The organism is Micromonospora sp. WMMC264 (assembly GCF_027497275.1).
Lineage (GTDB): Bacteria > Actinomycetota > Actinomycetes > Mycobacteriales > Micromonosporaceae > Micromonospora > Micromonospora chalcea.
This window is the reverse complement of the sequence record NZ_CP114907.1, coordinates 3328290-3355000: the sequence shown is the minus strand read 5'-3', so window position 1 is coordinate 3355000 and position 26711 is coordinate 3328290. Positions and strand designations below refer to the sequence as shown.

The following is a 26711-nucleotide window of genomic DNA, read 5'->3' as shown; positions in this document are numbered from 1 at the left end:
GCGTTTTTAGTCGCATGCTCTAGACCCGAAGCGGAGTGATCTAGCCATGGGCAGGCTGAAGCGCGGGTAAGACCGCGTGGAGGGCCGAACCCACCAACGTTGAAAAGTTGGGGGATGACCTGTGGTTAGGGGTGAAAGGCCAATCAAACTCCGTGATAGCTGGTTCTCCCCGAAATGCATTTAGGTGCAGCGTCGCGTGTTTCTTGCCGGAGGTAGAGCACTGGATGGTCTAGGGGGCCCACAAGCTTACCGAAATCAGCCAAACTCCGAATGCCGGTAAGTGAGAGCGCGGCAGTGAGACTGCGGGGGATAAGCTTCGTAGTCGAGAGGGAAACAGCCCAGATCACCAGCTAAGGCCCCTAAGCGTGTGCTAAGTGGAAAAGGATGTGGGGTCGCATAGACAACCAGGAGGTTGGCTTAGAAGCAGCCACCCTTTAAAGAGTGCGTAATAGCTCACTGGTCAAGTGGTTCCGCGCCGACAATGTAGCGGGGCTCAAGCACACCGCCGAAGCTGTGGCATTCACATTTTAACTTCGCCTGGCCTTGATGCCAGGTGCAGGTGTGTGGATGGGTAGGGGAGCGTCGTGCCGGGGGTGAAGCAGCGGGGTGACCCAGTTGTGGACGCGGCACGAGTGAGAATGCAGGCATGAGTAGCGAAAGAAGGGTGAGAAACCCTTCCGCCGGATGACCAAGGGTTCCAGGGCCAGGCTAATCCGCCCTGGGTGAGTCGGGACCTAAGGCGAGGCCGAGAGGCGTAGTCGATGGACAACGGGTTGATATTCCCGTACCCGCGAAAGAGCGACCCTGACGAACCTCGTTGTGCTAACCACCCAAACCGGCCAAGACCTTCGGGTTGAGGTTGGGGAGCGTGGGAACCTGGCGGGTAGTAGTCAAGCGATGGGGTGACGCAGGAAGGTAGCTGAGCCCGGCCGGTGGTTGTGCCGGGGTAAGCGTGTAGGCCGTGTCGTAGGCAAATCCGCGACACATGGGGCTGAGACGTGATGCCGAGCCGATTCAGGTGAAGTCAGTGATCCTATGCTGCCGAGAAAAGCCTCTAGCGAGTTCTTAGCGGCCCGTACCCCAAACCGACACAGGTGGTCAGGTAGAGAATACCGAGGCGATCGGGCGAACTGTGGTTAAGGAACTCGGCAAATTGCCCCCGTAACTTAGGGAGAAGGGGGGCCGGAGACGTGAAGCCCCGCGCGGGTGGAGCGTTGTATGGCCGCAGAGAGCAGGGGGAAGCGACTGTTTACTAAAAACACAGGTCCATGCGAAGAAGTAATTCGATGTATATGGACTGACGCCTGCCCGGTGCTGGAACGTTAAGGGGACCTGTTAGCCCGCAAGGGCGAAGCGGAGAACTTAAGCGCCAGTAAACGGCGGTGGTAACTATAACCATCCTAAGGTAGCGAAATTCCTTGTCGGGTAAGTTCCGACCTGCACGAATGGCGTAACGACTTCCCCACTGTCTCAACCACAGGCCCGGCGAAATTGCAGTACGAGTAAAGATGCTCGTTACGCGCGGCAGGACGGAAAGACCCCGGGACCTTTACTATAGCTTGACATTGGTATCTGAATTAGCTTGTGTAGGATAGGTGGGAGCCGGTGAAGCCTATACGCCAGTATGGGTGGAGGCAATCTTGAAATACCACTCTGGTTGATTTGGGTATCTAACTTCGGACCGTTATCCGGTTCAGGGACAGTGTCTGGTGGGTAGTTTAACTGGGGCGGTTGCCTCCTAAAGGGTAACGGAGGCGCCCAAAGGTTCCCTCAGCCTGGTTGGCAATCAGGTGTTGAGTGCAAGTGCACAAGGGAGCTTGACTGTGAGACTGACAGGTCGAGCAGGGACGAAAGTCGGGACTAGTGATCCGGCACTGGCATGTGGAAGCGGTGTCGCTCAACGGATAAAAGGTACCCCGGGGATAACAGGCTGATCTTCCCCAAGAGTCCATATCGACGGGATGGTTTGGCACCTCGATGTCGGCTCGTCGCATCCTGGGGCTGTAGCAGGTCCCAAGGGTTGGGCTGTTCGCCCATTAAAGCGGTACGCGAGCTGGGTTTAGAACGTCGTGAGACAGTTCGGTCCCTATCCGCCGTGCGCGTAGGATACTTGAGAAGGGCTGTCCCTAGTACGAGAGGACCGGGACGGACGAACCTCTGGTGTGCCAGTTGTCCCGCCAGGGGCACGGCTGGTTAGCTACGTTCGGAAGGGATAACCGCTGAAAGCATCTAAGCGGGAAGCTCGCTTCAAGATGAGGTATCCCACCCACTTTGTGGGGTAAGGCCCCCAGCTAGACGACTGGGTTGATAGGCCGGAAATGTAAGCCCGGTAACGGGTTCAGTTGACCGGTACTAATAGGCCGAGGACTTGACTACCAAGCTGCTACGCGTCCACTGTGCAACTCTGAACAAACGATCACCCACAGGGTTGGTTGACATGTTCATAGAGTTACGGCGGTCATGGCGGAGGGGAAACGCCCGGTCACATTCCGAACCCGGAAGCTAAGCCCTCCAGCGCCGATGGTACTGCACTCGGGAGGGTGTGGGAGAGTAGGACACCGCCGGACAATCTTCCAGTCGAGGGCCGCCCCAGCAGGGGCGGCCCTCGACTGCGTTAGCGTTCTCGGCGGAAACGCCATCAGGAAGGATGTACCTGTGAGCTCAGGACCCCAGGGCGGGGACCGCCCCCGTCGTTACGAGGATCGCGCCGACCGTGGCCAGGGGCGTGGTGACGCCGGCCGCGACGGCCGTCGCGATGACCGTCCCTCGTACCGGGGTGGCCGCGACGACCGCCCGGGCGGCTTCCGCGGTGGTGACCGTGACAGTGGCGCCCGTGGTGGCGACCGTCGCGAGGGTGGCTTCCGCGGTGGTGACCGCCGTGAGGGCGGCTTCCGTGGTGGTGACCGCCGTGAAGGTGGCTTCCGCGGTGGTGACCGCCGCGAGGGCGGCTTCCGCGGTGGTGACCGCCGCGAGGGCGGCTTCCGCAGTGGCGATCGCGAGGGCGGCTTCCGCGGTGGCGACCGCCGTGAAGGCGGGTTCGGCGGTGGTGAGCGTCGCGAGGGCGGTTTCCGTGGTGGCGACCGTGAGGGTGGCTTCCGGAGCGGAAGCCGTCCGGGCGGCGACCGTCGTGAAGGCGGGTTCCGGGGCGGCGACCGTGACAGTGGCGCCCGTGGCGGCGACCGCCGTGAGGGTGGCTTCCGCAGTGGCGATCGCGAGGGCGGCTTCCGCGGTGGCGACCGCCGTGAAGGTGGTGCCCGTGACGGCGGGTTCCGGGGCGGCGACCGCCGTGAGGCCGGCACCCGCGACGGCGGCTACCGCGGCGGCGACCGCCGTGAGGGTGGCTTCGCCGGTGGTGACCGTCGGGAAGGCGGTTTCCGCGGTGGTGACCGTCGTGAAGGCGGCTTCCGGGGCGGCGACCGTGACGGCGGCTTCCGCGGCGGAGAGCGCCGTGAGGGTGGCTTCGCCGGTGGTGACCGTCGGGAAGGCGGTTTCCGCGGTGGTGACCGTCGTGAAGGCGGCTTCCGGGGCGGCGACCGTGACGGCGGCTTCCGCGGCGGAGAGCGCCGTGAGGGTGGCTTCGCCGGTGGTGACCGTCGTGAAGGCGGTTTCCGCGGTGGTGACCGTCGTGAAGGCGGCTTCCGGGGCGGCGACCGTGACGGCGGCTTCCGCGGCGGAGAGCGCCGTGAGGGTGGCTTCGCCGGCGGTGACCGTCGTGAAGGCGGTTTCCGCGGTGGTGACCGTCGTGAAGGCGGCTTCCGCGGTGGCGACCGCGAGGGCGGCTTCCGCGGCGGTGACCGCCGTGAGGGTGGCTTCCGGAGCGGTGACCGTGACGGCGGTTTCCGCGGCGGTGAGCGTCGTGAGGGTGGTTTCCGCGGTGGCGACCGTGAGGGCGGTTTCCGGGGCGGCGAGCGTCGTGAAGGCGGCTTCCGCGGTGGTGAGCGCCGTGAGGGCGGTTTCCGTGGTGGAGACCGTGAGGGTGGCTTCCGGGGCGGGGACCGTCGTGAGGGCGGCGAGCGTCGTGAGGGCGGGTTCCGCGGTGGCGACCGCCGCGAAGGCGGCCACCAGGGTGGCGACCGTCGGGAGAGCTACGCCGGCGGCGAGCGCCGCGAGGGCGGCTTCCGCGGCGGCGAGCGCCGTGAGGGTGGCTTCCGCCGCGACGACCGGCGTGACGACCGTCGGCCGGGCGGCTTCCGGGGCGAGCGGGACGGTGAGCGCCGTGGCTACGGCGAGCGGCCGGGCGGCGACGACCGCCGTGGCAACTTCGGTCCGCAGCGGGAGCGCCGGGACGAGCGCGGCGAAGGGCGTACCGGTGAGGCGCCGGAGCTGCCGGACGAGGTCGTCGCGAGCGACCTCGACTCGGCCGTCCGGGCGGAACTGCTCTCCCTCGCCAAGCCGGTTGCGGAGACGGTTGCCCGGCACCTGGTCGCGACCGGGCTGCTGATCGACGAGGACCCGACGCTGGCGCTGGCGCACGCCATGGCGGCCCGCCGGCTCGCGTCGCGGATCGCCGCCGTGCGGGAGGCCGTCGGACTGGCCGCGTACCACGCCGGTGAGTGGCAGACGGCCATCGCCGAGCTGCGGACGTACCACCGGATGAGCGGTCTGCAGAGCCACCTGGCCGTGCTGGCCGACTGCGAGCGGGCGCTGGGCCGGCCGGAGCGGGCGATCGACCTGTTCCGCGGTGCCGACCGGGACAAGCTCGACCAGGCCGTCGCGATCGAACTGCTCATCGTGGCCGCCGGCGCGCGCGGCGACCTCGGGCAGAAGGACGCGGCCGTGGCGATGCTGCAGGTCCGCGAACTGACCGGCGACTCGACCGAGCCGTGGGCGGCGCGACTGCGTTACGCGTACGCGGACGCGCTGCTGGCGGTGGACCGGCGCGAGGAGGCGCGGGAGTGGTTCTCCCGGGCCGCCGACGTCGACTCCGAGGGGGAGACCGACGCCGCCGAGCGGCTGCTGGAGCTGGACGGCGTGGTCATCGAGGGCGACGACGAGCCCGAGGACGACGCGGACACGTCCGAGGCGTCGGCCGACGATGACGATGACGATGACGATGACGATGACGATGACGACGACGATGACGACGACGACGATGACGATGACGACGACCGTGAGGACGACGCGCGGCTGACCGACGACGAGCTGACCGACGCCGAGGCCGGCTCGCTCGCCACCGGCACCCCGACCGCCGCCACGACGTCCGAGGACACCGCCACGTCGACCGCGGACACCGCCACGCCGGGCAGCACCGTCGCGGCTGCGGACGCCACCGACGTCACCCCGGCCGACAAGGCCGCCGCCGACCGGCCCGCACCGGGCGACGCCGCGTCCGGCGAGGGCGAGGCGGCGGAGCGCCGGTGACCGGGTACGGCGGGGACACCGCTACCGGCGCGGACCAGGGGCGACCCGTCCGCGCCGGAGCGGCCGGCCGGCTGGTCGACGCGTACTCGCTTGTCGTCTTCGACCTGGACGGCGTCATCTACCTGATCGACCGGCCCATCCCGGGCGCGGTCGAGGCGGTCGGCCGGCTGCACGCCGAGGGGCGCGCCGTCGCGTACGCGACGAACAACGCCTCCCGGCGCTCCAGCGAGGTCGCCGACCTGCTCACCGGCATGGGCGTTCCGGCGCAGCCGGCGGAGGTGCTCACCTCCGCGGCGGCCACCGCCGAGCTGCTCCGGGACCGGCTGCCCGAGGGGGCGCCGGTGCTCGTGGTCGGCGCGGAGGCGCTGCGGGCCGAGCTGCGCGCGGTCGGCCTGCGGCCGGTGTCCACCGTCGACGAGGAGCCCGCCGCCGTGGCCCAGGGCTACGGTCCGCAGGTCGGCTGGTCCGACCTGGCCGAGGCGTCCCTGGCGGTACGCGCGGGCGCGCCCTGGTACGCCACGAACACCGACCGCACCCTGCCCAGCCCGCGCGGCCCGCTGCCGGGCAACGGCTCGCTGGTCGCGGTGCTGCGTACCGCGCTGGGCCGCGACCCCGACGTGGTGGTGGGCAAGCCGGAGCCGGCGCTGTTCACCACCGCCGCGCGCCGGGCCGGGGCCGGGCGCACGCTCGTGGTGGGGGACCGGCTGGACACCGACATCGAGGGCGCCCGCCGGGCCGGGCTGGACAGCCTGCTGGTGCTCACCGGGGTCAGCGACGCCGCCGAGCTGCTGGCGGCGCCCGAGGAGCGCCGCCCCGCGTACGTCTCGTTCGATCTGGCGGGGCTCTTCGACCCGGACGCGGTGGTGGCGGTGCCGGGCCGGGCGACCGCCGGCGGCTGGTCGGTGGCGGAAGCCGGCGCGGACCTCGTGCTCGACGGCGCGGGACCGCCGCTGGAGGCGCTCGCCGCGCTCTGCGCGGTGGCCTGGTCGGCGTCGGCCGGGCCGCGCGTGCGGGCGCAGTCCCCGGCGGCGGCGGAGGCGCTCGCCGCGTTCGGCCTCGACGGCTGAGCGGCGAAGCGCCTAGAGCAGCTTGCGGAGCTTCATCAGGTCGAACGGGTTCGCCTTGATCGAGACCCGCCGGGACGCGACCGCCGACATCACGTCGAGCCGGCCGTTCACCAGCGCGACCAGGTCGTCACTGCCGGTGCTCAGCGCGATCTTCGCCTTCGGGTCGTCGCCGTCGGCCAGGTCGACCAGCCGCCCGCCCTCCAGCCGCCCGTGGAACGCGGTGCCGAGATCGGTGATCCGGCAGGCCAGCGTGCGGTCCAGGTCGATGCGTCCCTGCGCCTCGGCGTTGCGGTCCAGCCGCGCGGCCAGGTCCTGCAACGCCTGCCGGCACTCGTCCACGCTGGCCACATCGTCTCCTCACCACGAACCACGCCGTTTCCCGGCACCGTACCGCAATGGGGCGTCCGGGGTGCCCGGTAGCGTGGCACCTGCACACCTCGCCCCGCGGAAGGACTCAGGCATGCAGGACGCGTGGCGCGCCTACCTCGAGCTGGCCATGGGCCTGACGGAGGCGCCCCGGAAGAAGGCACAGGACGCGGTCATGCGCGTCGTCGGCCAGGGTGGCGCGACCGCCGCCCAGATCCAGACGCTCGCCGAGGAGCTGGTGGCCACCGGCCTGGCGAACCGGGAGTCGCTGACCAAGCTGGTCCGCTTCGAGGTGGACCGGGCGCTGGGCGCGGTCGGGCTGGCCACCGCCGACGAGGTCGCCGAGCTGACCCGCCGGGTGCACGACCTGGAGCGGCAGCTACGCGAGGCGCGCGGCAACCTGGGGCCCGGCGAGACGCCGCCCGCCGGATCGTCCGAGCCCGCCGCCGCACCGGCCGGGACCGCCACCGCGCCGTCCGGTGCGACCGTGCCGCCGACCGCCGAGTCCGCGGCAACGGCGCCGACGAAGGCGGTGGCGAAGAAGACGGTGGCCAAGAAGGCGATCGCGAAGAAGCCGCCCGCCACCATGGCCCGTACCCCCGCCGACGGCTCGCCCGCCGCGCCCGCCCGGCCGGCGAGGAAGGCCACCGGCCGCCGGGCGGCCGGCTCGTGACCGCGCCGCGGCCCGGTCCGCCGCCGGGCCCGCGGCCCGGACCACCCCCGGGGGTACGCCCCGCGCCGGCCGAGGAGGTCGGCGAGGCGCGGCACCCGGCGGTGGACGCCGCGGTGCTCGGCATGGCCAACGCCGAGGCGCTCGCCCCGGCCGACCAGATCGCCCAGTACGAGGCGGCGTACGAGACGCTGCGCGAGACCCTCGCCACCATCGACCAGGCCTGAGCAGAGGCGGAGACACACCTGATGGCTCGTCGTACCCGGCTGGACGCCGAACTGGTCCGGCGCGGGCTGGCCCGCTCCCGGGAACAGGCCGCCGCGCTCGTGGAGGCCGGTCGCGTCCAGCTGCGCGGAGTGCGGGCACGCAAGCCCGCGGCGATGGTCGACCCGGCCGATCCGCTGCTGGTGACCGGAGAGGACCCGGCCGACGAGTACGTCTCCCGGGGCGGCCACAAGCTGGCCGGCGCGCTCGCCGCGTTCGCCCCCGGCGGGCTGACCGTCACCGGCCGGCGCTGCCTGGACGCGGGCGCGTCGACGGGCGGGTTCACCGACGTGCTGCTGCGCGGCGGCGCGGCCGAGGTGGTCGCCGTGGACGTCGGCTACGGGCAGCTCGCCTGGTCGCTGCGCACCGACGAGCGGGTCCGGGTGTTCGAGCGTACGAACGTGCGTACGCTCACGCCGGAGGCGATCGGCGGCCCGGTCGACCTGACGGTGGCCGACCTGTCGTTCATCTCGCTGCGTCTGGTGCTGCCGGCGCTGGCCGCGTGCACCGGCCCCGGCGGCGACCTGGCGCTGATGGTCAAGCCGCAGTTCGAGGTCGGCAAGGAGCGCGTCGGCGCCGGCGGCGTGGTCCGCGATCCGGCGCTGCGCGCCGAGGCGGTGCTCGACGTGGCCGCCGCGGCCGCCGGGCTCGGCCTCGGCCTCGCCGGAGTGGCGGCCAGCCCGCTGCCCGGGCCGAGCGGCAACGTCGAGTTCTTCGTATGGTTGCGCGGGGACGCGCCCGCCGCGGACCCGGAGCGGGTCCGCGCGGTGGTGGCCGCCGGCCCGCAGGGCGCCGCCACCACGGCGGCCACGACCGAGGAGGTGTCCGGGTGAGCCGCACCGCGCTGCTGGTGACGCACACCGGCCGTCGACGCAGCACCGAGCACGCCCGGGCGGTGGCCGCCGACCTGATCGCCGCCGGTTTCGAGGTGCGGGTGGTGGCCGAGGAGGCCGACGACCTGGACCTGCCCGGTGTGGTGCCGGTGACCGGCCCGGAGGCGGCCGAGGGCGCCGAGATCGTCTTCGCGCTGGGCGGGGACGGCACGTTCCTGCGCGCGGCCGAGCTGGCCCGTCCGACGAAGGTCCCGTTGCTGGGCATCAACCTGGGCAAGGTCGGCTTCCTCGCCGAGGCGGAGATCGACGACCTGGACACCGCGGTACGTGACGTGGTCGAGCGTAACTACAGCGTGGACGAACGGCTCACGCTGGACGTCACCGCCGAGTTCGACGGCGGGCCGACCATCGAGTCGTGGGCGCTGAACGAGATCAGCGTGGAGAAGGGCGAGCGCGCCCAGATGCTGGAGCTGCTCGTCGACGTGGACGGCCGGCCGCTGTCCCGGTACGGCTGCGACGGCGTGATCTGCGCGACCCCGACCGGCTCCACCGCGTACGCGTTCTCCGGCGGCGGGCCGGTGGTCTGGCCCGAGGTGGAGGCGCTGCTGCTGGTGCCGATCAGCGCGCACGCGCTGTTCAGCCGCCCGCTGGTGACCGCGCCGACGTCGACGTTCGTCATCACCGTCGACCCGTTCACCACCCTCGCGGTGCTCTGCTGCGACGGCCGGCGTGTCTACGACCTGCCGCCGGGCGCCCGGGTCACGGTGCGCCGGGGCACGTTGCCGGTGCGCATCGTGCGGTTGCGGGCGCGTCCGTTCACCGACCGGCTGGTGGCCAAGTTCGACCTGCCCGTCCAGGGCTGGCGGGGCAACCGTCGCTGACCGACGGATCAGCGGAAACCTCCGTTCGGACCACCGGTCCGGGCCGCCGCGCACGTTACGGTGGGCGTACGGGCCGCGATGAGGTGAGTCCGGGTGCGGCGGTGAGGCCCGCCGCTTCCGGATGCGTGGCCCGGATGTCGCGGGCTCGGCCAGGGGGTGGTCGGGGCCGCGACGGTCGGGACGCCGGAGTGTCGTAGCCGGCCGCGGCGGGCGGACCGGCGCGCCGCGCCCGATCGGGTGTCGACCCCGGTCGGGCGGACAGGTCGTGCAGCCGCCGCCGGAGGAAGCGGCGGCGCGCGAGCTGGGCGACGCGATCTCCGGCGTCCCGGCCCTCTACCGCGCTGCGCTCGTGTCCACCTGGCGACATGTCGCCGGTACGGCGGCCATCAGGTCGGCCGGCCGCCGTGCACCAGTGGGCAGGTCGCGGTGCGACCGTCCACCACGGCCGGTCGGCGGCCCAGCCGCTGCGCGAACTCACCGGCCCGGGCCGTGTCCGCCCGTACCGGGCTGCGGTGGAGCTCCTCCTCGTCCGGGGTCGGGTGCCCGCGGCTCGACCTGCCGGCTGGTCAACTGTCACACGGCGGGGCTACTGTCGGGTGCTGTGCTGGAAGAGCTGCGCATCACCGGACTGGGCGTCATCGAGGACACCACGCTGCCGCTGGCCGCGGGGATGAACGTCATCACCGGCGAGACCGGCGCCGGCAAGACCATGGTGGTGACCGGCCTCGGCCTGCTCTTCGGCGGCCGCGCCGACGCCGGCCGGGTGCGCGCCCAGCCGGGCCGCGCCGTGGTGGAGGGCCGGCTGCGCCTCGGTGGGCGGGTGGCCGAGTCGGTGCACGCCCGCATCCTCGACGCCGGTGGTGAGCCCGACGAGGACGGCTCGCTGCTGCTCAGCCGCACCGTGACCATCGAGGGGCGTTCCCGCGCGCACCTGGGCGGGCGGGCCATGCCGGTGTCCACGCTCGGTGAGGTCGGCGAGCAGGTGCTGGCCGTGCACGGCCAGTCCGACCAGCTGCGGCTGCTGCGCCCGGCCGAGCAGCGCGCCTCGCTCGACCGGTTCGCCGGGCCCGAGCACGAGAAGCTGCTCGACGCGCTGCGCGAGACGTACGCCCGGTGGCGCACCGTCGTCGACGACCTGGCCGACCGGCGGCGCAACGCGCGCGAACGCAACCAGGAGGCCGACCTGCTGCGGCTGGGCCTGGACGAGATCACCCGGGTCGATCCGCAGCCGGGGGAGGACGACGAGCTGAAGGCGGAGGCGCAGCGGCTGGAGCACGCCGAGGGGCTGCGTACCGCCGCGCAGGTGGCGCAGCAGTGCGTGGCCGGCGGCGTCGAGGCGGCCGACGACGCGCCGGACGCGACGGCGCTGCTGGGCACCGCGCGGCGCACGCTGGAGGCGCAGGCCGGCACCGACCCGGCGCTGGGCGAGCTGGCGGCCCGGCTGGAGGAGGCCGCCACGCTGGTCACCGACGTGGCCGCGGAGCTGTCCACCTACCTGGCCGCGCTGGACGCCGACCCGGCCCGCCTGCAGACCGTCTACGAGCGGCGGGCCGCGTTGCGCGGGCTCACCCGCAAGTACGCCGACGACGTCGACGGCGTGGTGGCGTGGGCCGAGCGGGCCCGCACGCGGCTGTCCGATCTGGACACCTCCGACGAACTGCTGGACGAGCTGGACCGCGAGGCCACCCGGCTCGCCGGTGAGGTGGCCGACCTCGCCGGCCGGGTGTCGGCGTCCCGGCGGGAGGCCGCGGTCCGCTTCGCCGAGGAGGTCACCGTCGAGCTGGCCGGGCTGGCCATGCCGCACGCCCGGATCGAGGTGGCGGTGCTGCCGCGTCCGGCGGGCCGGTCCGAGCCGAGCCTGCCGGTCAACGGCGTCGAGACCGGCGTCGGCGCGGACGGCGCCGACGAGGTGGAGCTGCGGCTGCTGGCCCACCCGGGCGCGCCGGCGCTGCCGTTGCAGAAGGGCGCCTCCGGCGGCGAGCTGTCCCGGGTGATGCTCGCCATCGAGGTGGTCTTCGCCGGTTCCGGCGGCCCGCCCACGCTGGTGTTCGACGAGGTCGACGCGGGTGTCGGCGGTCAGGCCGCGGTGGAGATCGGCCGCCGGCTGGCCCGGCTGGCCCGCAGTCATCAGGTGCTCGTGGTCACCCACCTGCCGCAGGTCGCCGCGTTCGCCGACCGGCACCTGGTGGTGGCCAAGGACACCGGTGGAGCGGTCACCACGAGCGGGGTGCGCGTGGTGGAGGACACCGAGCGCGCCCGGGAACTGGCCCGGATGCTCGCCGGTTTGCCGGACTCGGATCTGGGTATCGCCCATGCCGAGGAGCTCCTGGCCGTGGCGGCCAAGGAAAGGCGTCCGTGATACCCCGATTGTGAGCGCAAGCACACCGGCGCGGGTTCCGGTGTGCTTCCCTGGGTAGGCGGCCCTGCTCAGGCATGTCGCGACAGCAAAACCTGCCTCACATGCCAGGATGGTCACGATGCGTCTACCCATACTGCGCCGGAGCCGGAACCCGGAGCCGGGCTCCATCGTCGGCACCGCGCGCCTCGACCGCCGGACGAAACGGCTGGTCGGGCGGCTGCGCCCCGGCGACATCGCGGTCATCGACCACGTCGACCTGGACCGGGTGGCGGCCGACTCGCTCGTCGCGGTGGGTGTGGCGGCGGTGCTCAACGCCAAGCCGTCGGTCTCCGGCCGCTATCCCAACCTCGGCCCGGAGGTGCTGATCTCGGCCGGCATCCCGCTGCTGGACGATCTCGGCGAGAGCGTCTTCGAGCAGGTCCGCGAGGGTGACCGGGTCCGCATCGAGGGCAACACCGTGTTCGTCGGCGAGGAGCCGGTCGCGCACGGCACGCTGCAGGACGCCGAAACCGTGGCCAAGTCGATGGCCGACGCCCGGGAGGGCCTGTCGGTGCAGTTGGAGGCGTTCGCCGCCAACACGATGGACTACCTGCGGCAGGAACGCGACCTGCTGCTCGACGGCGTCGGCGTGCCGGAGATCCAGACCCAGATCCAGGGCCGGCACTGCCTGATCGTGGTGCGCGGCTACGACTACAAGGCCGACCTGGACGTGCTGCGCCCGTACATCCGGGAGTTCAAGCCGGTGCTGATCGGCGTCGACGGCGGGGCCGACGCGCTGGTCGAGGCGGGCTACACCCCGGACATGATCATCGGCGACATGGACTCGGTCACCGACGACGTGCTGCGCTGCGGCGCCGAGGTGATCGTGCACGCCTACCCGGACGGGCGGGCGCCCGGCCTGGCCCGGGTCAACGGGCTCGGCGTACCGGCGATCACGTTCCCGGCGGCGGCCACCAGCGAGGATCTCGCCATGCTGCTGGCCGACGAGAAGGGCGCGTCGCTGCTGGTGGCCGTCGGCACCCACGCCACCCTGGTCGAGTTCCTGGACAAGGGGCGCGGCGGCATGGCGTCGACGTTCCTGACCCGGCTGAAGGTGGGCGGCAAGCTGGTCGACGCCAAGGGCGTCAGCCGGCTCTACCGGCAGAGCATCTCCGGTTCGTCGCTGCTGTTGCTGGTCCTGTCGGCGGTGGCCGCGATGGCCTCCGCCGTGGCGGTCTCCACCGTCGGGAAGGCGTATTTGGGCGTGGTCTCCGAATGGTGGGACAATTTCGTGTTCCAGCTCGGCCAGCTCTTCTAGCTCCCCCGACGATCAAGAGGCTGCAAGCGTGATCAACTTTCGCTACCACGTGGTGTCCCTGACCGCGGTGTTCCTGGCGCTGGCGATCGGCCTGGTGGTCGGCACGGCCGCCCTCAACGGGCCGGTCGCCGACTCGCTCCGGGAGAACGTCAACGGCCTGCGCAAGGACAACTCGCTGATGCGCCAGTCGGTCAACAGCATGCAGAAGCAGCTGGAGACCGAGGAGGACTTCGCCGCCGAGGTGGCCCAGCTCGTCCTGCCCGGCAAGCTGACCGGCCGCCGGGTGCTGGTGCTCACCCTGCCCAGCGGCCGCGACCAGGCCGAGGGCGTGGTGAAGATGCTGCAGACCGCCGGCGCGGACGTCACCGGCCGCATCGACGTGCAGGACAAGTTCGTCAACCCGGACAGCAACAACAACCTGCTGGAACTGGCGGTCACCGCCCGGCCGAACACGTCCCCCGCCATCAACCTGCCCGGCAACGGGCACGGCGTGGAGACCTCGAGCGCGCTGCTGGCCAACGTCCTGGTCGACCGTCCCGCGGGCACCCCGGCGGCCAGCGAGACCGACCGGCGCACGGTGCTGGAGCAGTACGCCACCGCCGGCTACCTCACCCCGGCGGACAAGATCTCCACCGCCGCCGAGGCGGTCGTGATGGTCACCGGCCAGCCGTACGTGGACAAGGACTCGGCCAAGAAGGACGAGTCGGTGGTGAAGATCGCCGTGGAGTTCGACCGGGCCGGCGCGCTGGTGGTCGCCGGCATGGGCTCGACCGGCGGGAACCTGGTCTCCGTGGTCCGCGGCGACCCGGTGCTGTCGCAGACCATCTCCACCGTCGACAACGCCAACACCGTGCAGGGCCAGCTGGCCACCAGCCTCGCCCTGGCGCAGCAGCTCACCGAGAAGAAGACCGGCCAGTACGGCGTGGGCGACAACGCCACCTCCCGGGTGCCTACACTGCCCCGGTGACCGCTGCGGGCCGCCCGGTCCGTGCCGCGTCGCGTTCGAAGTCCGGATCGAGGAGGTCCCGTGAGACTGGGTCGGCTGCTCGCCGTGGGCGCGGGCGCGCTGGCCGCCCGCTACGTGCTGCGTCAGACGCGCACGTCGCCCGGCGGCCCGGCGCTGGAGCGCACCAACTACCGGGGCCGCACGGTGACCCTGGCCGCCGGTCCGGCCCTGGCCGTCGGCGCGGCCACCGGAGCCGCGCTCGGCGCCGGTAGCGCCCCGGCCGGCGCCGCCGCACTCGTCGCCGGGCTCGGCGCGGGCGCTGTCGGCCTCTACGACGACGTGGTCGGCGCGCGCCCCGAGCAGAAGGCCGCCAAGGGGTTCGCCGGGCATCTCGCCGCGCTGCGCGAGGGTCAGGTCACCGCCGGGATGGTCAAGGTCGCTGGGGTGGGCGTGGCCGGGCTGGGCGCCGCCGCGCTGCTCGCCGCCGACCGGCGGGTCGCCGCGCATCCGCGCCGCCGGCCGGCCGGGGCGTTCGGCCGCGGGCTCGACGTGCTGCTCGGCGCCGGCGTGGTGGCCGGCACCGCCAACCTGGTAAACCTGCTCGACCTGCGGCCCGGCCGGGCGCTGAAGTCCGGCATGCTGCTCGGCGCGCCGCTGACCGCCGGCCCGTACGGCGGGCTCGCGGCGGGCGCTGTCGGCGCCTCGGCCGCGCTGGTCGGCGACGACCTCGGCGAGCGCGTGATGGTGGGCGACAGCGGCGCCAACGCGCTCGGCGCGCTGCTCGGGGTGAGCCTGGCCGCGCGTACCGGGCCGCTGGGCCGGGCCGGCGTGCTGGCCGTGCTCGCCGCGCTCACCGCCGCCAGCGAGAAGGTCAGCTTCACCCAGGTCATCGCGTCCACGCCGGGGCTGCGGCACCTCGACGAGCTGGGCCGGCTCCCGGACTGACGTGACGAAACCGGCTCCTCTCGCCGCCGCCGGCCGGGTCGCCGGGGCGGCCGCCCTCATCGCCGTCCTCACCGTCCTCAGCCGGCTCGCCGGCTTCGGCCGCACCGCCGTGTTCACCTGGATGCTGGGCCCCACCGACCTCGGCGGCGCCTACCTGGTGGCGAACTACGTCCCGAACTTCATCTTCGAGATCGTCGCGGGCGGGGCGCTGGCCAGTCTCGTCGTACCGTTGCTGGCCGGCGCGGTCGAGGCCGGTGACCGGCGTGCGGTGGCCGCCACCACCGGGGCGCTGCTGACCTGGACGCTGACGCTGCTGGTGCCGCTGGCGGTCCTGGTGGCGATCTTCGCCGACCCGCTGCCGGGCCTGATCGGAGACGGTCTCAGCGAGGCGCAGCAGGCGTCCGGGGCCCGGATGCTGCGCGTCTTCGCGCCGCAGCTGCCGCTCTACGGCGTGGGCATCGTGCTCACCGGGGTGCTCCAGGCGCACCGCCGTTTCGCCTGGCCGGTGATCGCGCCGCTGCTGTCGAGCATCAGCGTGATCGGCGTCTACCTCGCCTTCACCGCGACCGAGGGGCGGCAGGCCACGATCGGGGAGGCCGGACGCGGCGGCGAGCTGCTGCTGTCCGCCGGCACCACGCTCGGCGTGGTGATGCTCTCGCTGTCGCTGCTGATCCCGGTGCGCCGGCTACGGCTGCGGATCCGGCCCGGCTACCGGTTCCCGGCCGACGCCCGCGCCCGGGTCGGCGGTCTGGCGCTCGCCGGGGTGGTCACCGTGACCGCCCAGCAGATCGCCCTGGTGGTCGCGCTCAACCAGGTCACCTACGGCCGCACCGGCGACGTCGTCGTCTACAACCTCGCCCAGACCGTCTACTTCCTGCCCTGGGCGGTGCTGGCGGTTCCGCTGGCGGTGGCCGCGTACCCGACGCTCGTCGCGGCCCGGGCCACCGGCGACGAGCGCGCCTACCGGGAGACCCTGGCCCCGGCGGTACGCGGAGTGGTGCTGCTCAGCCTGCTCGGCGCCGCCGCGCTCGTCGGCACCGCGATCCCGGTCGGGCACTTCTTCTTCGCCGACCCGCTCGATGCGCGTACCGCGGCGGTCGGGATCGCCGGGTTCGCGCCCGGCCTGGTCGGCTACGGCCTGTTCGCGGTCCTCACCCGCGCCCTGTACGCCCGCGGCGAGACCCGCGCGGCCACCGTCGCGACCGCGCTCGGATGGCTCAGCGTGCCCGCGTTCGCCCTCCTGTTCGCCCAGGCGCTGCCGCTGGCCGACCGGGTCCTCGCGGTGACCCTGGCGACGTCGGCCGGCATGGTGCTGCTCGGCGCGCTGCTGATCGTCGCGGTCCGGCGTGCCGCCGGCGGCGAGGCGCTCGCCGGGATCGGCCGGGCCGGCGCCGCCGGACTGCTCGCCGCAGTGGTCGCCGGAGCGGGCGGGGCGGCCGTCGCGGCGGGACTCGCCGGGCTCGGTGACGGCACCCCGACGACACCGTGGGCCCTCGCGCAGGGCATGCTGTCCGGGGTCGTGGTCGGTGTCCTGTTCCTCGCCGTCGCCTGGCTGACCGACGCCCGCGACCTGCGGCCGCTGCTCGCGACCGTGACCCGCCGGCTGCGCCGGCGACGCCCGGCCGGTGGGGACGGCCCGCCGGCGCAGCAGCACCCCGGCGAGCGGGGCGACGGAAAGGAGACCGTTTCCTCATGACGGACGCCTCGCCCGCACCGCGCTGGCCCGGGTCGGTGGCCCTCGTGCTCGCCTCCAGCACCGGCGGGGTCGGGCAGCACGTGCGCTCGATCGCCGGGGGACTCACCGAGGCCGGAGCGTCGGTGCTGGTGTGCGGACCGGCCGCCACCGAGGAGCAGTTCGGCTTCACCGGCGTCGGCGCCCGGTTCACCCCGGTGGAGATCCCGGCCAGCCCCACGCCGGGCGACGCGCGCGCGGTCACCGCGCTGCGCCGGGCGCTCGCGGTCACACCCGTCGACGTGGTGCACGCGCACGGGCTGCGCGCCGGCCTGGTCGCGGCGCTCGCCCGCCCCACCGCGCCGCTCGTCGTCACCTGGCACAACGCGGTCCTCGCGAAAGGGCTGCGCGGCGCGGCGTCCCGGCTGGTCGAGCGGATCGTCGCCCGGTCCGTGCGGGTCGCGCTGGGCGCCTCCGCCGACCTGGTCGACCGCGCCGCCGCGCTGGGCGCCGCCGACGCGCGCCTGGCCCCGGTCGCCGCGCCCACGCTGCCGCCGCCGGGCCGCCGCCGCGCCGCCGTCCGCGCCGAGTTCGGCGTGACCGCCGACCGCCCGCTGATCCTCTCGGTGGGCCGGCTGCACCCGCAGAAACGGTACGACGTGCTCATCGACGCCGCCGCCCGCTGGCGCACCCGTACCCCCGCCCCGGTCGTGGTGATCGCCGGCAGCGGACCCGCGTATCTGCCGCTGGCCGCCCGGATCTCGGCCGCCCGCGCGCCGGTGACGCTGCTCGGGCACCGCACCGACGTGGCGGACCTGCTGGCCGGCGCCGACCTCGCCGTGGTGACCAGCGACTGGGAGGCCCGGCAGCTGTTCGCCCAGGAGGCGCTGCGGGCCGGCGTACCGCTCGTCGCGACCGCCGTCGGCGGGCTGCCGGAGCTCGTCGGCGACGGGGCCGTGCTGGTGCCGCCCGGGGACGTGGACGCCGTCGACGCGGCGGTGCGCGACCTGCTCGACGACCCCGTACGCCGGGCCGAGGTGGGCCGGCGCGGCCTGGCCCGGGCCGCGACCTGGCCCACCGAGGCGGACACCGTGGCCGCGCTCGCCGACCTCTACGCCGAGCTGACACCGCAGCACTCCGCCGGGAACCGCTGATGCTGCGCCGACTGACCCCGGTCCTGCTCACCCTGGTCGTGGTGGCGCTGGGCATCACCGCGCTGGCCGCCCGGCCGGACCGCGGCGCGGACCGGCCCGGCGCCGACTTCGTGGTCCTCGTCGGCGCGGCCGGCCTGCGCTGGGACGACGTCGACCCGGAGAACACGCCGACGCTGTGGCGGATGGCCGAGCAGGGCGCGATCGGCTCCCTGTCGGTGCGGTCCGCGCACCGGCCCACCTGCCCCGTCGACGGCTGGCTCACCCTCGGCGCCGGGAACTTCGCCGCCTGGCCGGGCGCCCGTCCGGGCGGTGGCTGCCCGGCGGCCGGCGTGACTGTGGAACGGCCCGACGGCATCGGCGCGAACCTGCCCGACCAGCCCAGCGTCGTGGCGCACAACCAGGAACAGCTCGCCTGGGGCGCCAAGCCCGGCGCGCTGGCCGAGTCGGTGCGCTGCTCGGTGGCGGTGGGGCCGGGCGCCGCCGTGGCCGCCGCCCGTCCGTTCGGCCGGGTCGACAGGTACGCGCCCACGCTGCCCGAGAACCCGGCGGAACTGCTCGGCTCCTGCGTGCTGAGCATCGTCGACGCCGGCACCGTCGACGACGACGACCCGGCCGTACGGGCCGCCCAGGCGCGGCAGGCCGACGCCCGGCTGGCCCGGGTCCTCGCCGCCCGGCCGCCGCGCTCACTGGTGCTGGTCGCGGGCGTCTCCGACACCGACAACCCGGCGCGGCTGCACGTCGCGATCGCCGACGGCCCCGGCTGGACGGGCGGCTGGCTGACCTCGCCGAGCACCGCCCGATCCGGCTACCTGCAACTGGTCGACCTGGCCCCGACCGTGCTCGCCGTACTCGACCGGCCGGCCCCGGAACGGGCCTTCGTCGGCCGTCCCGCGGTCACCGCCGACGACCGGCCCGACGACCTGCGGGCCGCGATCGAGGCGTCGGCCGACGCGGACCGGGAGGCCGCCGCCCAGCGGCGCGTCGCCGGCTGGTTCTTCACCCTGCTCGCCGCCGCCCAGCTGGCCCTCGCGGTGGCGGTGCTGCCGCTGCTACGCCGGGCCCGCCGCCTCGCCGGCCCGCACGGACCGGAACCGGTGTCCCGGCGCGTCGTCGCCGTGGTGGAGCTGCTGCTCATCGCCGCGGCGCTGGCCGTGCCCGCGGCGCTGCTGGCCGACGCCGTGCCCTGGTGGCGCGGCAGCCACGCCGGCGTCTGGTACGCCTCGGTGACCGCGCTGCTCGTCGTCGGCGGCACCGCCCTGGTCCGGTTCAGCCCCGGGCACGAGCGCACGCTCGGCCCGCTCGGCGCGGTCGCCGGGCTGGCCACGCTCGTGGTCGGCGTGGACGTGCTCACCGGCTCCCGGCTGCAGCTCAACGGCGTGGTCGGTTACTCCGCGCTGGAGGGCGGCCGGTACGCCGGGCTCGGCACCGTCGGGCTGGGCGTGTTCGTCGCCGGATCACTGCTGTGCGGCGGCTGGCTCGCCCAGCGGTTCCGCAAGGGCTGGCGGCCGATGGTGATGGTGGCCGTCGGCGGACTGGCAGTGGTGATCGTGGGCAGCCCGTACCTGGGCGCCGACTCGATCGGCGCGATCGCGCTCACCGCCGGCGTCAGCGTCGCCGCCGCCATCTGCACCGGCGGCTGGCTCACCGTGAGCCGACTGGCCTGGGCCACCATGGCCGCGCTCGCGGTCACCATCGGCTTCGCCCTGGTCGACCTGGGCCGTCCCGCCGACGAGCGGGGAAGCCTGGGCCGGTTCCTGGCCGCGCTCGGCGACGGCACCGGGGGGCTCACCGTGCACCGCTCCGGCGACTCCAACATCCAGACGCTGGTGAACAGCCCGCTCACCGTGCTGGCCCTGGCCGGGGCGGCGCTGGTCTGGCTGGCGCTGCTGCAGCCGTGGGGCGGCCTGATGCGGCTGTTCGGCATCTACCCGGCGATCCGGGCCGCGATGGCCGGCACCGGCGTGGCCGTCGGGCTGGGCGGCGTGCTGGGCGGCTCGGCGCTGGACGTGGCCGGCGCGGCGGCGGCGCTCGTGGTGCCCATGGCGGCGCTGTCGGCGCTGCGGGTGCTCGACCACTCCACCGACCGTACGCTGCCCGACAGCGGCCGCCCTGGCGGCGAGACGGACGCGGTACCACCGGGCGGCCCGGACAGCCCTTCCCGAGGCGGCCCCGCTGGCGACGGCCCGCCTGACGGTGCTCCGTCGGCCGGTGACGGTGCTGGCGACGGTGCTGGTGATGGTGGGTCGGCGGGCGACGCGGCCGGTGACGGTGTGGGCGATCCGGGGGAGGCCGGGGAGCCGGCCGGACCGGGTCGGCAGGGCCCGGCCGGCACGGAAACGCCGAACGCATCGCCCGGCGCCGGGGCGCGGGTCCCCGCACAGCCGACCCCGGCCTCCTCGGAGGTCCCCGCCGGCTGACCGGCCCGCGCTGCCCGCGCGGGCGTGCCGCCCCCCGCCGCGCCCTCGCCAGATCGGGGAGGTGGCGGGGTCAAGGCCCTGTGGAAGGCACCACATCGGCGGGGTGGTGTCGATCAAGGGCCCGGACGGGCACGGAAGAGCGCCGCACGAGGGCCGGCACGGGCCTCACGTGCGCCGACAGCGGGTGCGACGCCGGCTCACGGTCCGGATGGTGTTACCGTGGAATCCCGTGGATCGCGTGATCACTTGTCTGATCGGCACGGCGGTTCGCACGACCGCTACGGACGACACGGGAGCAGGCCTTGGCCCCTACAGCACGGACGACCAGGCACATTTTCGTCACCGGGGGCGTCGCCTCCTCGCTGGGTAAGGGCCTCACCGCCTCCAGCCTCGGCAGTCTGCTGACCGCGCGCGGACTGCGCGTGGTGATGCAGAAGCTCGACCCGTACCTGAACGTCGACCCCGGCACGATGAACCCGTTCCAGCACGGCGAGGTCTTCGTCACCGAGGACGGCGCCGAGACCGACCTCGACGTCGGGCACTACGAGCGGTTCCTCGACCGGGACCTCTCCGGCAAGGCGAACGTCACCACCGGCCAGATCTACTCGGCGGTGATCGCCAAGGAGCGGCGCGGGGAGTACCTCGGCGACACGGTGCAGGTCATCCCGCACATCACCAACGAGATCAAGGCCCGCATCCGCGGCATGGCCGACCCGGACGCCGACGGCCAGGTGCCCGACGTGGTGATCACCGAGGTCGGCGGCACCGTCGGCGACATCGAGTCGCTGCCGTTCCTGGAGTCGATCCGGCAGATCCGCCACGACCTGGGCCGGGACAACTGCTTCTACCTGCACGTGTCGCTGGTGCCGTACCTGGCGCCGTCGGGCGAGCTGAAGACCAAGCCGACCCAGCACTCGGTGGCGCAGCTGCGCAGCATCGGCATCCAGCCCGACGCGCTGGTGCTGCGCTGCGACCGGGAGATTCCGGACAAGGTCAAGGAGAAGCTGTCGCTGTACTGCGACGTCGACCGGGAGGCGGTCACCGCCGCCCCGGACGCGCCGAGCATCTACGACATCCCGAAGGTGCTGCACCGGGAGGGCCTCGACGCGTACGTGGTGCGCCGGCTCGGCCTGTCGTTCCGCGACGTCGACTGGACCCGCTGGGACGACCTGCTGGAGCGGGTGCACCAGCCGCGGCACACGATCACCGTCGCGCTCGTCGGCAAGTACGTCGACCTGCCCGACGCGTACCTGTCGGTGAGCGAGGCGATCCGGGCGGCCGGGTTCGGCCACCGCGCCCGGGTGAAGCTCAAGTGGGTGCCCAGCGACGACTGCGTGACGGCGGCCGGCGCGGCCGCCGCGCTGTCCGGCGTCGACGGCATCGTCATCCCCGGCGGCTTCGGCGTACGCGGCATCGAGGGCAAGGTCGGCACCGCCCGGTACGCGCGGGAGAACGGCATCCCCCTGCTCGGCCTCTGCCTCGGCCTGCAGTGCATGACCATCGAGGTGGCCCGCCACCTGGCCAACCTGGACGGGGCGAACTCCCTGGAGTTCGACGAGGAGGCCGTGCACCCGGTCATCGCCACCATGGCCGACCAGGAGGACATCGTGGCCGGCCGCGGCGACCTGGGCGGCACCATGCGGCTCGGGGCGTACCCGGCGAAGCTCGCCGAGGGGTCGATCGTCGCCGAGGCGTACGGCAGCACCGAGGTCAGCGAGCGGCACCGCCACCGGTACGAGGTGAACAACGCCTACCGGGACCAGCTCACCAAGGCGGGGCTGACGATCTCCGGCACCTCGCCGGACGGGCGGCTCGTGGAGTTCGTCGAGCTGGACCGCAACCTGCACCCGTTCTTCGTGGCCACCCAGGCGCATCCGGAGCTGAAGAGCCGCCCCACCCGCCCGCACCCGCTGTTCGCCGCGTTCGTCGGCGCCGCCGTGGCGTACTCGCAGGCCGACCAGCTGCCGGTGGACCTGGACGGCGCGGCGAAGAAGGCCGGCCGCGGCGGCGGCGCCAAGGCCCAGGCCAAGTGAGCGGCGTCGAGCACCGGTACGAGGTGACCGCGCGCCGCCAGATCTGGTCCGGCCGGATTTTCTCCGTGGTCAGCGACGACGTCACCATGCCCGGTGGCGGCGAGGCGACCCGGGACTACGTGCGGCACGTCGGCGCGGTCGCCGTGGTGGCGCTCGACGACGCCGGTCAGGTGGTGCTGATCCGCCAGTACCGGCACCCGGTCGGCCGGCACCTGTGGGAGCTGCCCGCCGGGCTGATGGACGTCGGCGGCGAGGACCTGGCCGCCGCGGCGCTGCGGGAGCTGGCCGAGGAGGCCGACCTGACCGCGGCGCGCGTGGACGTGCTCGTGGACCTGCACAGCTCGCCCGGCTTCTCCGACGAGGTGGTCCGGGTGTTCCTGGCCCGCGAGCTGGCCGAGGTGCCGGCGGAGCAGCGGCACGACCGGCACGACGAGGAGGCCGACCTCCAGGTGGTCCGCGTGGACCTGGACGAGGCGGTGCGGATGGTGCTGGCCGGTGAGATCACCAACGCGTCCTGCGTGGCCGGGCTGCTCGCCGCGGCCCGCGCCCGGGAGACCGGCTTCACCGAGCTGCGCCGGCCGGAGGCGCCGCTGCCGCGCTGATCGGGAACCGACGACGAAGGGGCCGCGCGGCGCTGTGCGCCGGGCGGCCCCTTTCCGTTGCGGTGGTCAGTCGCGCAGCGGGCGGCCCTGCCCGTCGACACCGCCGTTGACGAGGATCAGGATGCCGTCGACGAGGCCCCAGATCGCGCCGATGCCGCACGTCACGAGCGTGACGATGAGCTGGATGACACCGGTCTTGGTGTCGCCCATGTAGAACCGGCCGATGCCGAAGCCGCCGAGGAGGATCTGGAGCACACCCGCGACGACCTTGCTCTTGTCCGAGACGCCCTGCGGGTACTGCTGGTAAGGAGTGGTCATGAGCGGACACAATAGTGATCGACTCGCGTCCTGTCGGCCCCGGCACCCCGGTCGTGGAAGGATATTTACCGAACTCTGTCCTGTCGGCTGATGACGTCTCCACCGGCCAGCCTGGCCCATGCCTGACACACCGTCAGCACCAGCGGGCACCGGATGTCACAGTGTCGCCGTCCGTGGGCTTCCCACGGCTCTAGACTGCCGCCGGCGGGACCGGTGTACCGCGCCGGCAACGGAGCCGGCGCGGCGCCGCGCAGTCGGGGGTGAGCAGCCCCGGAGGAAGGTGTCTGCATCGTGAAGGTCGGAATCCCCCGCGAGGTCAAGAACCACGAGTACCGGGTGGCGATCACGCCCGCGGGCGTCAACGAGTTCACCCGCCACGGCCACGAGGTCTTCGTCGAGGCCGGCGCCGGCGTCGGCTCCAGCATCACCGACGACGAGTTCGCCGCCGCCGGCGCGAAGATCCTGGCCACCGCCGACGAGGTGTGGGACACCGCCGAGCTGGTCCTCAAGGTGAAGGAGCCGATCGCCGAGGAGTACCACCGGATGCGCGAGGGACAGGTGCTCTTCACGTACCTGCACCTGGCCGCCTCCCGCGAGTGCACCGACGCGCTGGTCAACCGCAAGGTCACCGGCATCGCGTACGAGACGGTCGAGCTGCCCGACCGGTCGCTGCCGCTGCTCGCCCCGATGTCCGAGGTGGCCGGCCGGCTCGCCCCCCAGGTGGGCGCCTTCTACATGATGCGCACCGGCGGCGGGCGGGGCGTGCTGCCCGGCGGCGTCTCCGGCGTGTACGCGGCCAAGACCGTGGTCATCGGCGCGGGCGTGTCCGGCCTCAACGCCGCCGCCATCGCGCTGGGCCTGCAGTCCGAGGTGCTGCTGCTGGACAAGAACGTGGCCCGGCTGCGCTCCGCCGACGCCATCTACCGGGGCCACCTGCAGACCGTCGCCTCAAACGCGTACGAGATCGAGCGGGCAGTGCTCGACGCGGACCTGGTCATCGGCGCGGTGCTGGTGCCCGGCGCGAAGGCCCCGAAGCTCATCTCCAACGAGCTGGTCTCCCGGATGAAGCCGGGCAGCGTGCTCGTCGACATCGCCATCGACCAGGGTGGCTGCTTCGAGGACTCGCGCCCGACCACGCACGCCGACCCGGTCTACAAGGTCCACGACTCGATCTTCTACTGCGTGGCGAACATGCCCGGCGCGGTGCCGAACACCAGCACCTACGCGCTGACCAACGTCACCCTGCCGTACGCCCTGGAACTGGCCAACCAGGGCTGGCAGGCGGCGCTGCGCAACGACCCGGCGCTGGCACTGGGCCTGAACACCCACGCCGGCAAGGTCGTCTACGGCCCGGTCGCCGAGGCGCACGGCATGGACGTGCTGCCGCTGGACGAGGTGCTGAGCTGACCGACGCCGCCGTGCGCGCGGCCGGCGCGGAACCCGCGCCGGCCCTGCGCCGCGCGGTCCGGACGTACCTGGACCACCTCACCGTCGAGCGCGGGCTGTCCGCGAACACGCTCGCCTCGTACCGCCGGGACCTGGACCGCTACCTCGCCACCCTGGCCGCCGCCGGGGTGGACGACCTGGCCGCCGCCGGGCCCGCGCAGGTCGAGGCCCACCTGGCCCGGCTGCGCGCCGGCGACGACGACCACCCGCCGCTCGCCGTCTCCTCCGCCGCCCGCGCCGCCAGCGCGGTACGCGGCCTGCACCGCTTCGCGCTGCGCGAAGGGCTCACCGGCGCCGACCCCAGCCGCGACGTCCGCCCGCCCGCGCCGCCGCGCCGCCTGCCCCGGGCGCTGCCCGTCGACGCGGTCCTGCGGCTGCTGGAGGCCGCCGGCCCGGCCGACGGCACCGGCGACGCCGCCGCCCGCGCGCTGCGCGACCGGGCGCTGCTGGAATTCCTGTACGGCACCGGCGCGCGCATCTCCGAGGCGGTCGGCGCCGCCGTCGACGACCTCGACCTGGACGCCGGAACCGTGCTGCTGCGCGGCAAGGGCGGCCGGACCCGGCTGGTCCCGGTCGGCGGGTACGCGGCCGACGCGCTGCGCGCCTGGCTGGTCCGGGGCCGCCCGGCGCTGCTCGCGGCCGGACGCGGCACCCACGCGGTGTTCGTCAACGCCCGCGGCGGCCCGCTCACCCGGCAGGGCGCCTGGGCCGTGCTGCGCGCCGCCGCCGCCCGGGCCGGCCTGCCGGTCGACGGCCCCGACGCGGTCTCCCCGCACACGCTGCGCCACTCGTACGCCACGCACCTGCTCGACGGCGGCGCGGACGTGCGCGTGGTGCAGGAACTGCTCGGCCACGCGTCGGTGACCACCACCCAGGTCTACACACTGGTCACCGTGGAACGACTGCGCGAGGTGTACGCGACAGCGCATCCGCGCGCCCGCTGAGCGCCGACGTGGCCGGCCCTGGCCGACGGGCCGCCGACACGCCGACCCGCTACCGAACGCGCTGCTGGCCGGTGGCGTACAGTCGGCATCGGCGCGGGCCTCCAGGTGCGACGGACCGGGGGTGCGCAGCGGCGCCGCGAGGGACGTCGGACGGCTCCGACGCCGGGTGGTCGTCGGGAGGGGGCAACGAGGACATGGCAGGAAACGGTGACCGTGCCGAGACCTGGACGTCGGAGCTCCGTGAGCAGCAGGCGACGCTCGGCGCCGATCTCGGCCCCGCCGACCCGGCCGCGTACACCATGCGCAAGCCGATCCCCGAACCCATGCCGACCGACCGGCACGGCCCGGCGCGGATCATCGCGATGGCCAACCAGAAGGGCGGCGTCGGCAAGACCACGACGACCATCAACCTGGGCGCGGCCCTGGCCGAGTACGGCCGCAAGGTGCTGCTCGTCGACTTCGACCCGCAGGGCGCCCTCTCCGTCGGGCTGGGCGTCAACCCGCACAACCTGGACCTGTCGGTCTACAACCTGCTGATGCAGGACGACGTCACCGCCGAGGACGTCCTGATCAAGACCGACGTGGCCGGGCTGCACCTGCTACCCGCCAACATCGACCTCTCCGCCGCCGAGATCCAGCTCGTCAACGAGGTCGCCCGGGAGATGGCCCTGGCGCGGGTGCTGCGCACCATCCGCAAGGAGTACGACTTCATCCTGATCGACTGCCAGCCCTCACTGGGCCTGCTGGCGATCAACGCGCTCACCGTCGCGCACGGCGTGCTCATCCCGCTGGAGTGCGAGTTCTTCAGCCTGCGCGGTGTCGCGCTGCTGCTGGACACCATCGACAAGGTGCGCGAGCGGCTCAACTTCGACCTGGAGCTCGAAGGCATCCTCGCCACCATGTACGACAGCCGCACCACCCACTGCCGCCAGGTGCTGCAGCGGGTGGTCGAGGCGTTCGGCGACAAGGTCTACCAGACCGTCATCACCAAGACGGTGAAGTTCCCCGAGTCCACCGTGGCCGGCGCCCCGATCACCACCCTCGACCCGGCCTCCTCCGGCGCCCGCAACTACCGGCAGCTGGCCCGGGAGGTCATCGCCGCCCAGGCGGACCGGTAGGGCGCACGCCGGCCGCCC

The 26711-nt window shown here is 73.4% G+C and carries 21 protein-coding genes and 2 rRNA genes (1 of these 23 only partly in view); 20 read left to right on the top strand and 3 right to left on the bottom strand.

All coding sequences use genetic code 11. The features are described 5' to 3' along the window. Both O7542_RS14215 and rrf read left to right on the top strand, forming a co-directional pair. Positions 1 to 2376: ribosomal RNA gene (locus O7542_RS14215) — 23S ribosomal RNA — on the top strand; it begins 733 nt to the left of the window's first position. 74 nt (positions 2377 to 2450) lie between these two features. Further along, positions 2451 to 2567: ribosomal RNA gene (gene rrf, locus O7542_RS14210) — 5S ribosomal RNA — on the top strand. Positions 2568 to 2661: 94 nt separating this feature from the next. Here rrf and O7542_RS14205 read toward each other — a convergent pair. Then, entirely contained in the window at positions 2662 to 4545 is a 1884-nt protein-coding gene (locus O7542_RS14205) for a hypothetical protein (RefSeq protein ID WP_281606424.1), read from the bottom strand. On the opposite strand from O7542_RS14205, the gene O7542_RS14200 reads away from it, so the two are divergent. After that, positions 4513 to 5361, top strand: a complete 849-nt coding sequence (locus O7542_RS14200) for a Replicase polyprotein 1ab (protein ID WP_281606423.1) — start codon at positions 4513 to 4515, stop codon at positions 5359 to 5361. The two genes, O7542_RS14205 and O7542_RS14200, sit on opposite strands and share 33 nt — an antisense overlap. Positions 5362 to 5432: 71 nt before the next feature. After that, the gene (locus tag O7542_RS14195; RefSeq protein WP_176722855.1) at positions 5433 to 6428 is read left to right on the top strand and encodes an HAD-IIA family hydrolase; all 996 of its coding nucleotides are present in this window, start codon (positions 5433 to 5435) and stop codon (positions 6426 to 6428) included. Positions 6429 to 6440: 12 nt separating this feature from the next. Here O7542_RS14195 and O7542_RS14190 read toward each other — a convergent pair whose 3' ends face one another. Next, positions 6441 to 6776 (bottom strand): SCP2 sterol-binding domain-containing protein, encoded by a 336-nt coding sequence (locus O7542_RS14190; RefSeq protein ID WP_043324901.1) that lies wholly within the window; start codon positions 6774 to 6776, stop codon positions 6441 to 6443. A gap of 112 nt (positions 6777 to 6888) precedes the next feature. On the opposite strand from O7542_RS14190, the gene O7542_RS14185 reads away from it, so the two are divergent. The 13 genes from O7542_RS14185 to O7542_RS14125 all read left to right on the top strand — a co-directional run bounded on the left by O7542_RS14185 (position 6889) and on the right by O7542_RS14125 (position 22867). Beyond that, a complete protein-coding gene (locus O7542_RS14185) occupies positions 6889 to 7467 on the top strand; it encodes a hypothetical protein (RefSeq protein ID WP_113974879.1) in 579 nt (192 codons plus the stop codon). Further along, a complete protein-coding gene (locus O7542_RS14180) occupies positions 7464 to 7691 on the top strand; it encodes a hypothetical protein (RefSeq protein WP_030502668.1) in 228 nt (75 codons plus the stop codon). Before O7542_RS14185 ends, O7542_RS14180 begins: the two co-directional genes overlap by 4 nt. 21 nt (positions 7692 to 7712) lie before the next feature. Next, entirely contained in the window at positions 7713 to 8561 is an 849-nt protein-coding gene (locus O7542_RS14175; protein ID WP_104115246.1) for a TlyA family RNA methyltransferase, read from the top strand. Further along, on the top strand, positions 8558 to 9442 hold the full coding sequence (locus O7542_RS14170; RefSeq protein WP_064446404.1) for an NAD kinase: 885 nt from the start codon (positions 8558 to 8560) through the stop codon (positions 9440 to 9442). The genes O7542_RS14175 and O7542_RS14170 overlap by 4 nt, the downstream gene beginning before the upstream one ends. Before the next feature lie 601 nt (positions 9443 to 10043). After that, positions 10044 to 11801: a DNA repair protein RecN gene (gene recN / locus O7542_RS14165; protein ID WP_113974877.1), complete on the top strand. Its 1758-nt coding sequence runs from the start codon at positions 10044 to 10046 to the stop codon at positions 11799 to 11801. A 118-nt stretch (positions 11802 to 11919) separates the two neighbouring features. Beyond that, complete coding sequence (gene steA, locus O7542_RS14160) at positions 11920 to 13098, top strand: putative cytokinetic ring protein SteA (protein ID WP_030502674.1); 1179 nt, start codon at positions 11920 to 11922, stop codon at positions 13096 to 13098. A gap of 28 nt (positions 13099 to 13126) precedes the next feature. Continuing rightward, entirely contained in the window at positions 13127 to 14065 is a 939-nt protein-coding gene (locus tag O7542_RS14155; RefSeq protein ID WP_281606422.1) for a copper transporter, read from the top strand. Positions 14066 to 14125: 60 nt separating this feature from the next. Then, positions 14126 to 14989, top strand: a complete 864-nt coding sequence (locus tag O7542_RS14150) for a hypothetical protein (RefSeq protein ID WP_281606421.1) — start codon at positions 14126 to 14128, stop codon at positions 14987 to 14989. A 1-nt stretch (position 14990) separates the two neighbouring features. Beyond that, positions 14991 to 16685: a lipid II flippase MurJ gene (locus tag O7542_RS14145; protein ID WP_281606420.1), complete on the top strand. Its 1695-nt coding sequence runs from the start codon at positions 14991 to 14993 to the stop codon at positions 16683 to 16685. Further along, positions 16682 to 17815, top strand: coding sequence for a glycosyltransferase family 4 protein (locus O7542_RS14140; protein WP_166457684.1), 1134 nt, complete (start codon positions 16682 to 16684; stop codon positions 17813 to 17815). The genes O7542_RS14145 and O7542_RS14140 overlap by 4 nt, the downstream gene beginning before the upstream one ends. Beyond that, a complete protein-coding gene (locus O7542_RS14135) occupies positions 17815 to 20232 on the top strand; it encodes a hypothetical protein (RefSeq protein WP_281606419.1) in 2418 nt (805 codons plus the stop codon). The genes O7542_RS14140 and O7542_RS14135 overlap by 1 nt, the downstream gene beginning before the upstream one ends. A gap of 302 nt (positions 20233 to 20534) precedes the next feature. Beyond that, entirely contained in the window at positions 20535 to 22265 is a 1731-nt protein-coding gene (locus O7542_RS14130) for a CTP synthase (RefSeq protein ID WP_043324896.1), read from the top strand. Next, positions 22262 to 22867 carry an NUDIX hydrolase gene (locus tag O7542_RS14125; protein ID WP_043324895.1) on the top strand — a complete coding sequence of 202 codons (606 nt, stop codon included), beginning with the start codon at positions 22262 to 22264 and terminating at the stop codon, positions 22865 to 22867. Before O7542_RS14130 ends, O7542_RS14125 begins: the two co-directional genes overlap by 4 nt. A gap of 66 nt (positions 22868 to 22933) precedes the next feature. Here the strand turns inward: O7542_RS14125 and O7542_RS14120 are convergent, their stop codons facing one another. Then, a complete protein-coding gene (locus O7542_RS14120) occupies positions 22934 to 23305 on the bottom strand; it encodes a TM2 domain-containing protein (RefSeq protein ID WP_082930962.1) in 372 nt (123 codons plus the stop codon). A 171-nt stretch (positions 23306 to 23476) separates the two neighbouring features. Here O7542_RS14120 and ald point away from each other — a divergent pair, with 171 nt between their 5' ends. The 3 genes from ald (at position 23477) to O7542_RS14105 (ending at position 26693) form a co-directional block, all read left to right on the top strand. Then, positions 23477 to 24592 (top strand): alanine dehydrogenase, encoded by a 1116-nt coding sequence (gene ald, locus O7542_RS14115; RefSeq protein ID WP_281606418.1) that lies wholly within the window; start codon positions 23477 to 23479, stop codon positions 24590 to 24592. Between the two features lie 11 nt (positions 24593 to 24603). Then, the gene (locus O7542_RS14110; RefSeq protein ID WP_064446394.1) at positions 24604 to 25575 is read left to right on the top strand and encodes a tyrosine recombinase; all 972 of its coding nucleotides are present in this window, start codon (positions 24604 to 24606) and stop codon (positions 25573 to 25575) included. Between the two features lie 194 nt (positions 25576 to 25769). Continuing rightward, entirely contained in the window at positions 25770 to 26693 is a 924-nt protein-coding gene (locus O7542_RS14105; protein ID WP_013285595.1) for an AAA family ATPase, read from the top strand. Positions 26694 to 26711 lie beyond the last annotated feature (18 nt).

What these genes read in the sequence shown, in the direction of transcription:
- O7542_RS14105 (WP_013285595.1), top strand. Translation starts at nt 25,770, where the DNA reads ATGGCAGGAAACGGTGACCGTGCCGAGACCTGGACGTCGGAGCTCCGT.
- O7542_RS14175 (WP_104115246.1), top strand. Translation starts at nt 7,713, where the DNA reads ATGGCTCGTCGTACCCGGCTGGACGCCGAACTGGTCCGGCGCGGGCTG.
- O7542_RS14120 (WP_082930962.1), bottom strand. Translation starts at nt 23,305, where the DNA reads ATGGGCCAGGCTGGCCGGTGGAGACGTCATCAGCCGACAGGACAGAGT.
- O7542_RS14185 (WP_113974879.1), top strand. Translation starts at nt 6,889, where the DNA reads ATGCAGGACGCGTGGCGCGCCTACCTCGAGCTGGCCATGGGCCTGACG.
- O7542_RS14135 (WP_281606419.1), top strand. Translation starts at nt 17,815, where the DNA reads ATGCTGCGCCGACTGACCCCGGTCCTGCTCACCCTGGTCGTGGTGGCG.
- O7542_RS14140 (WP_166457684.1), top strand. Translation starts at nt 16,682, where the DNA reads ATGACGGACGCCTCGCCCGCACCGCGCTGGCCCGGGTCGGTGGCCCTC.
- steA (WP_030502674.1), top strand. Translation starts at nt 11,920, where the DNA reads ATGCGTCTACCCATACTGCGCCGGAGCCGGAACCCGGAGCCGGGCTCC.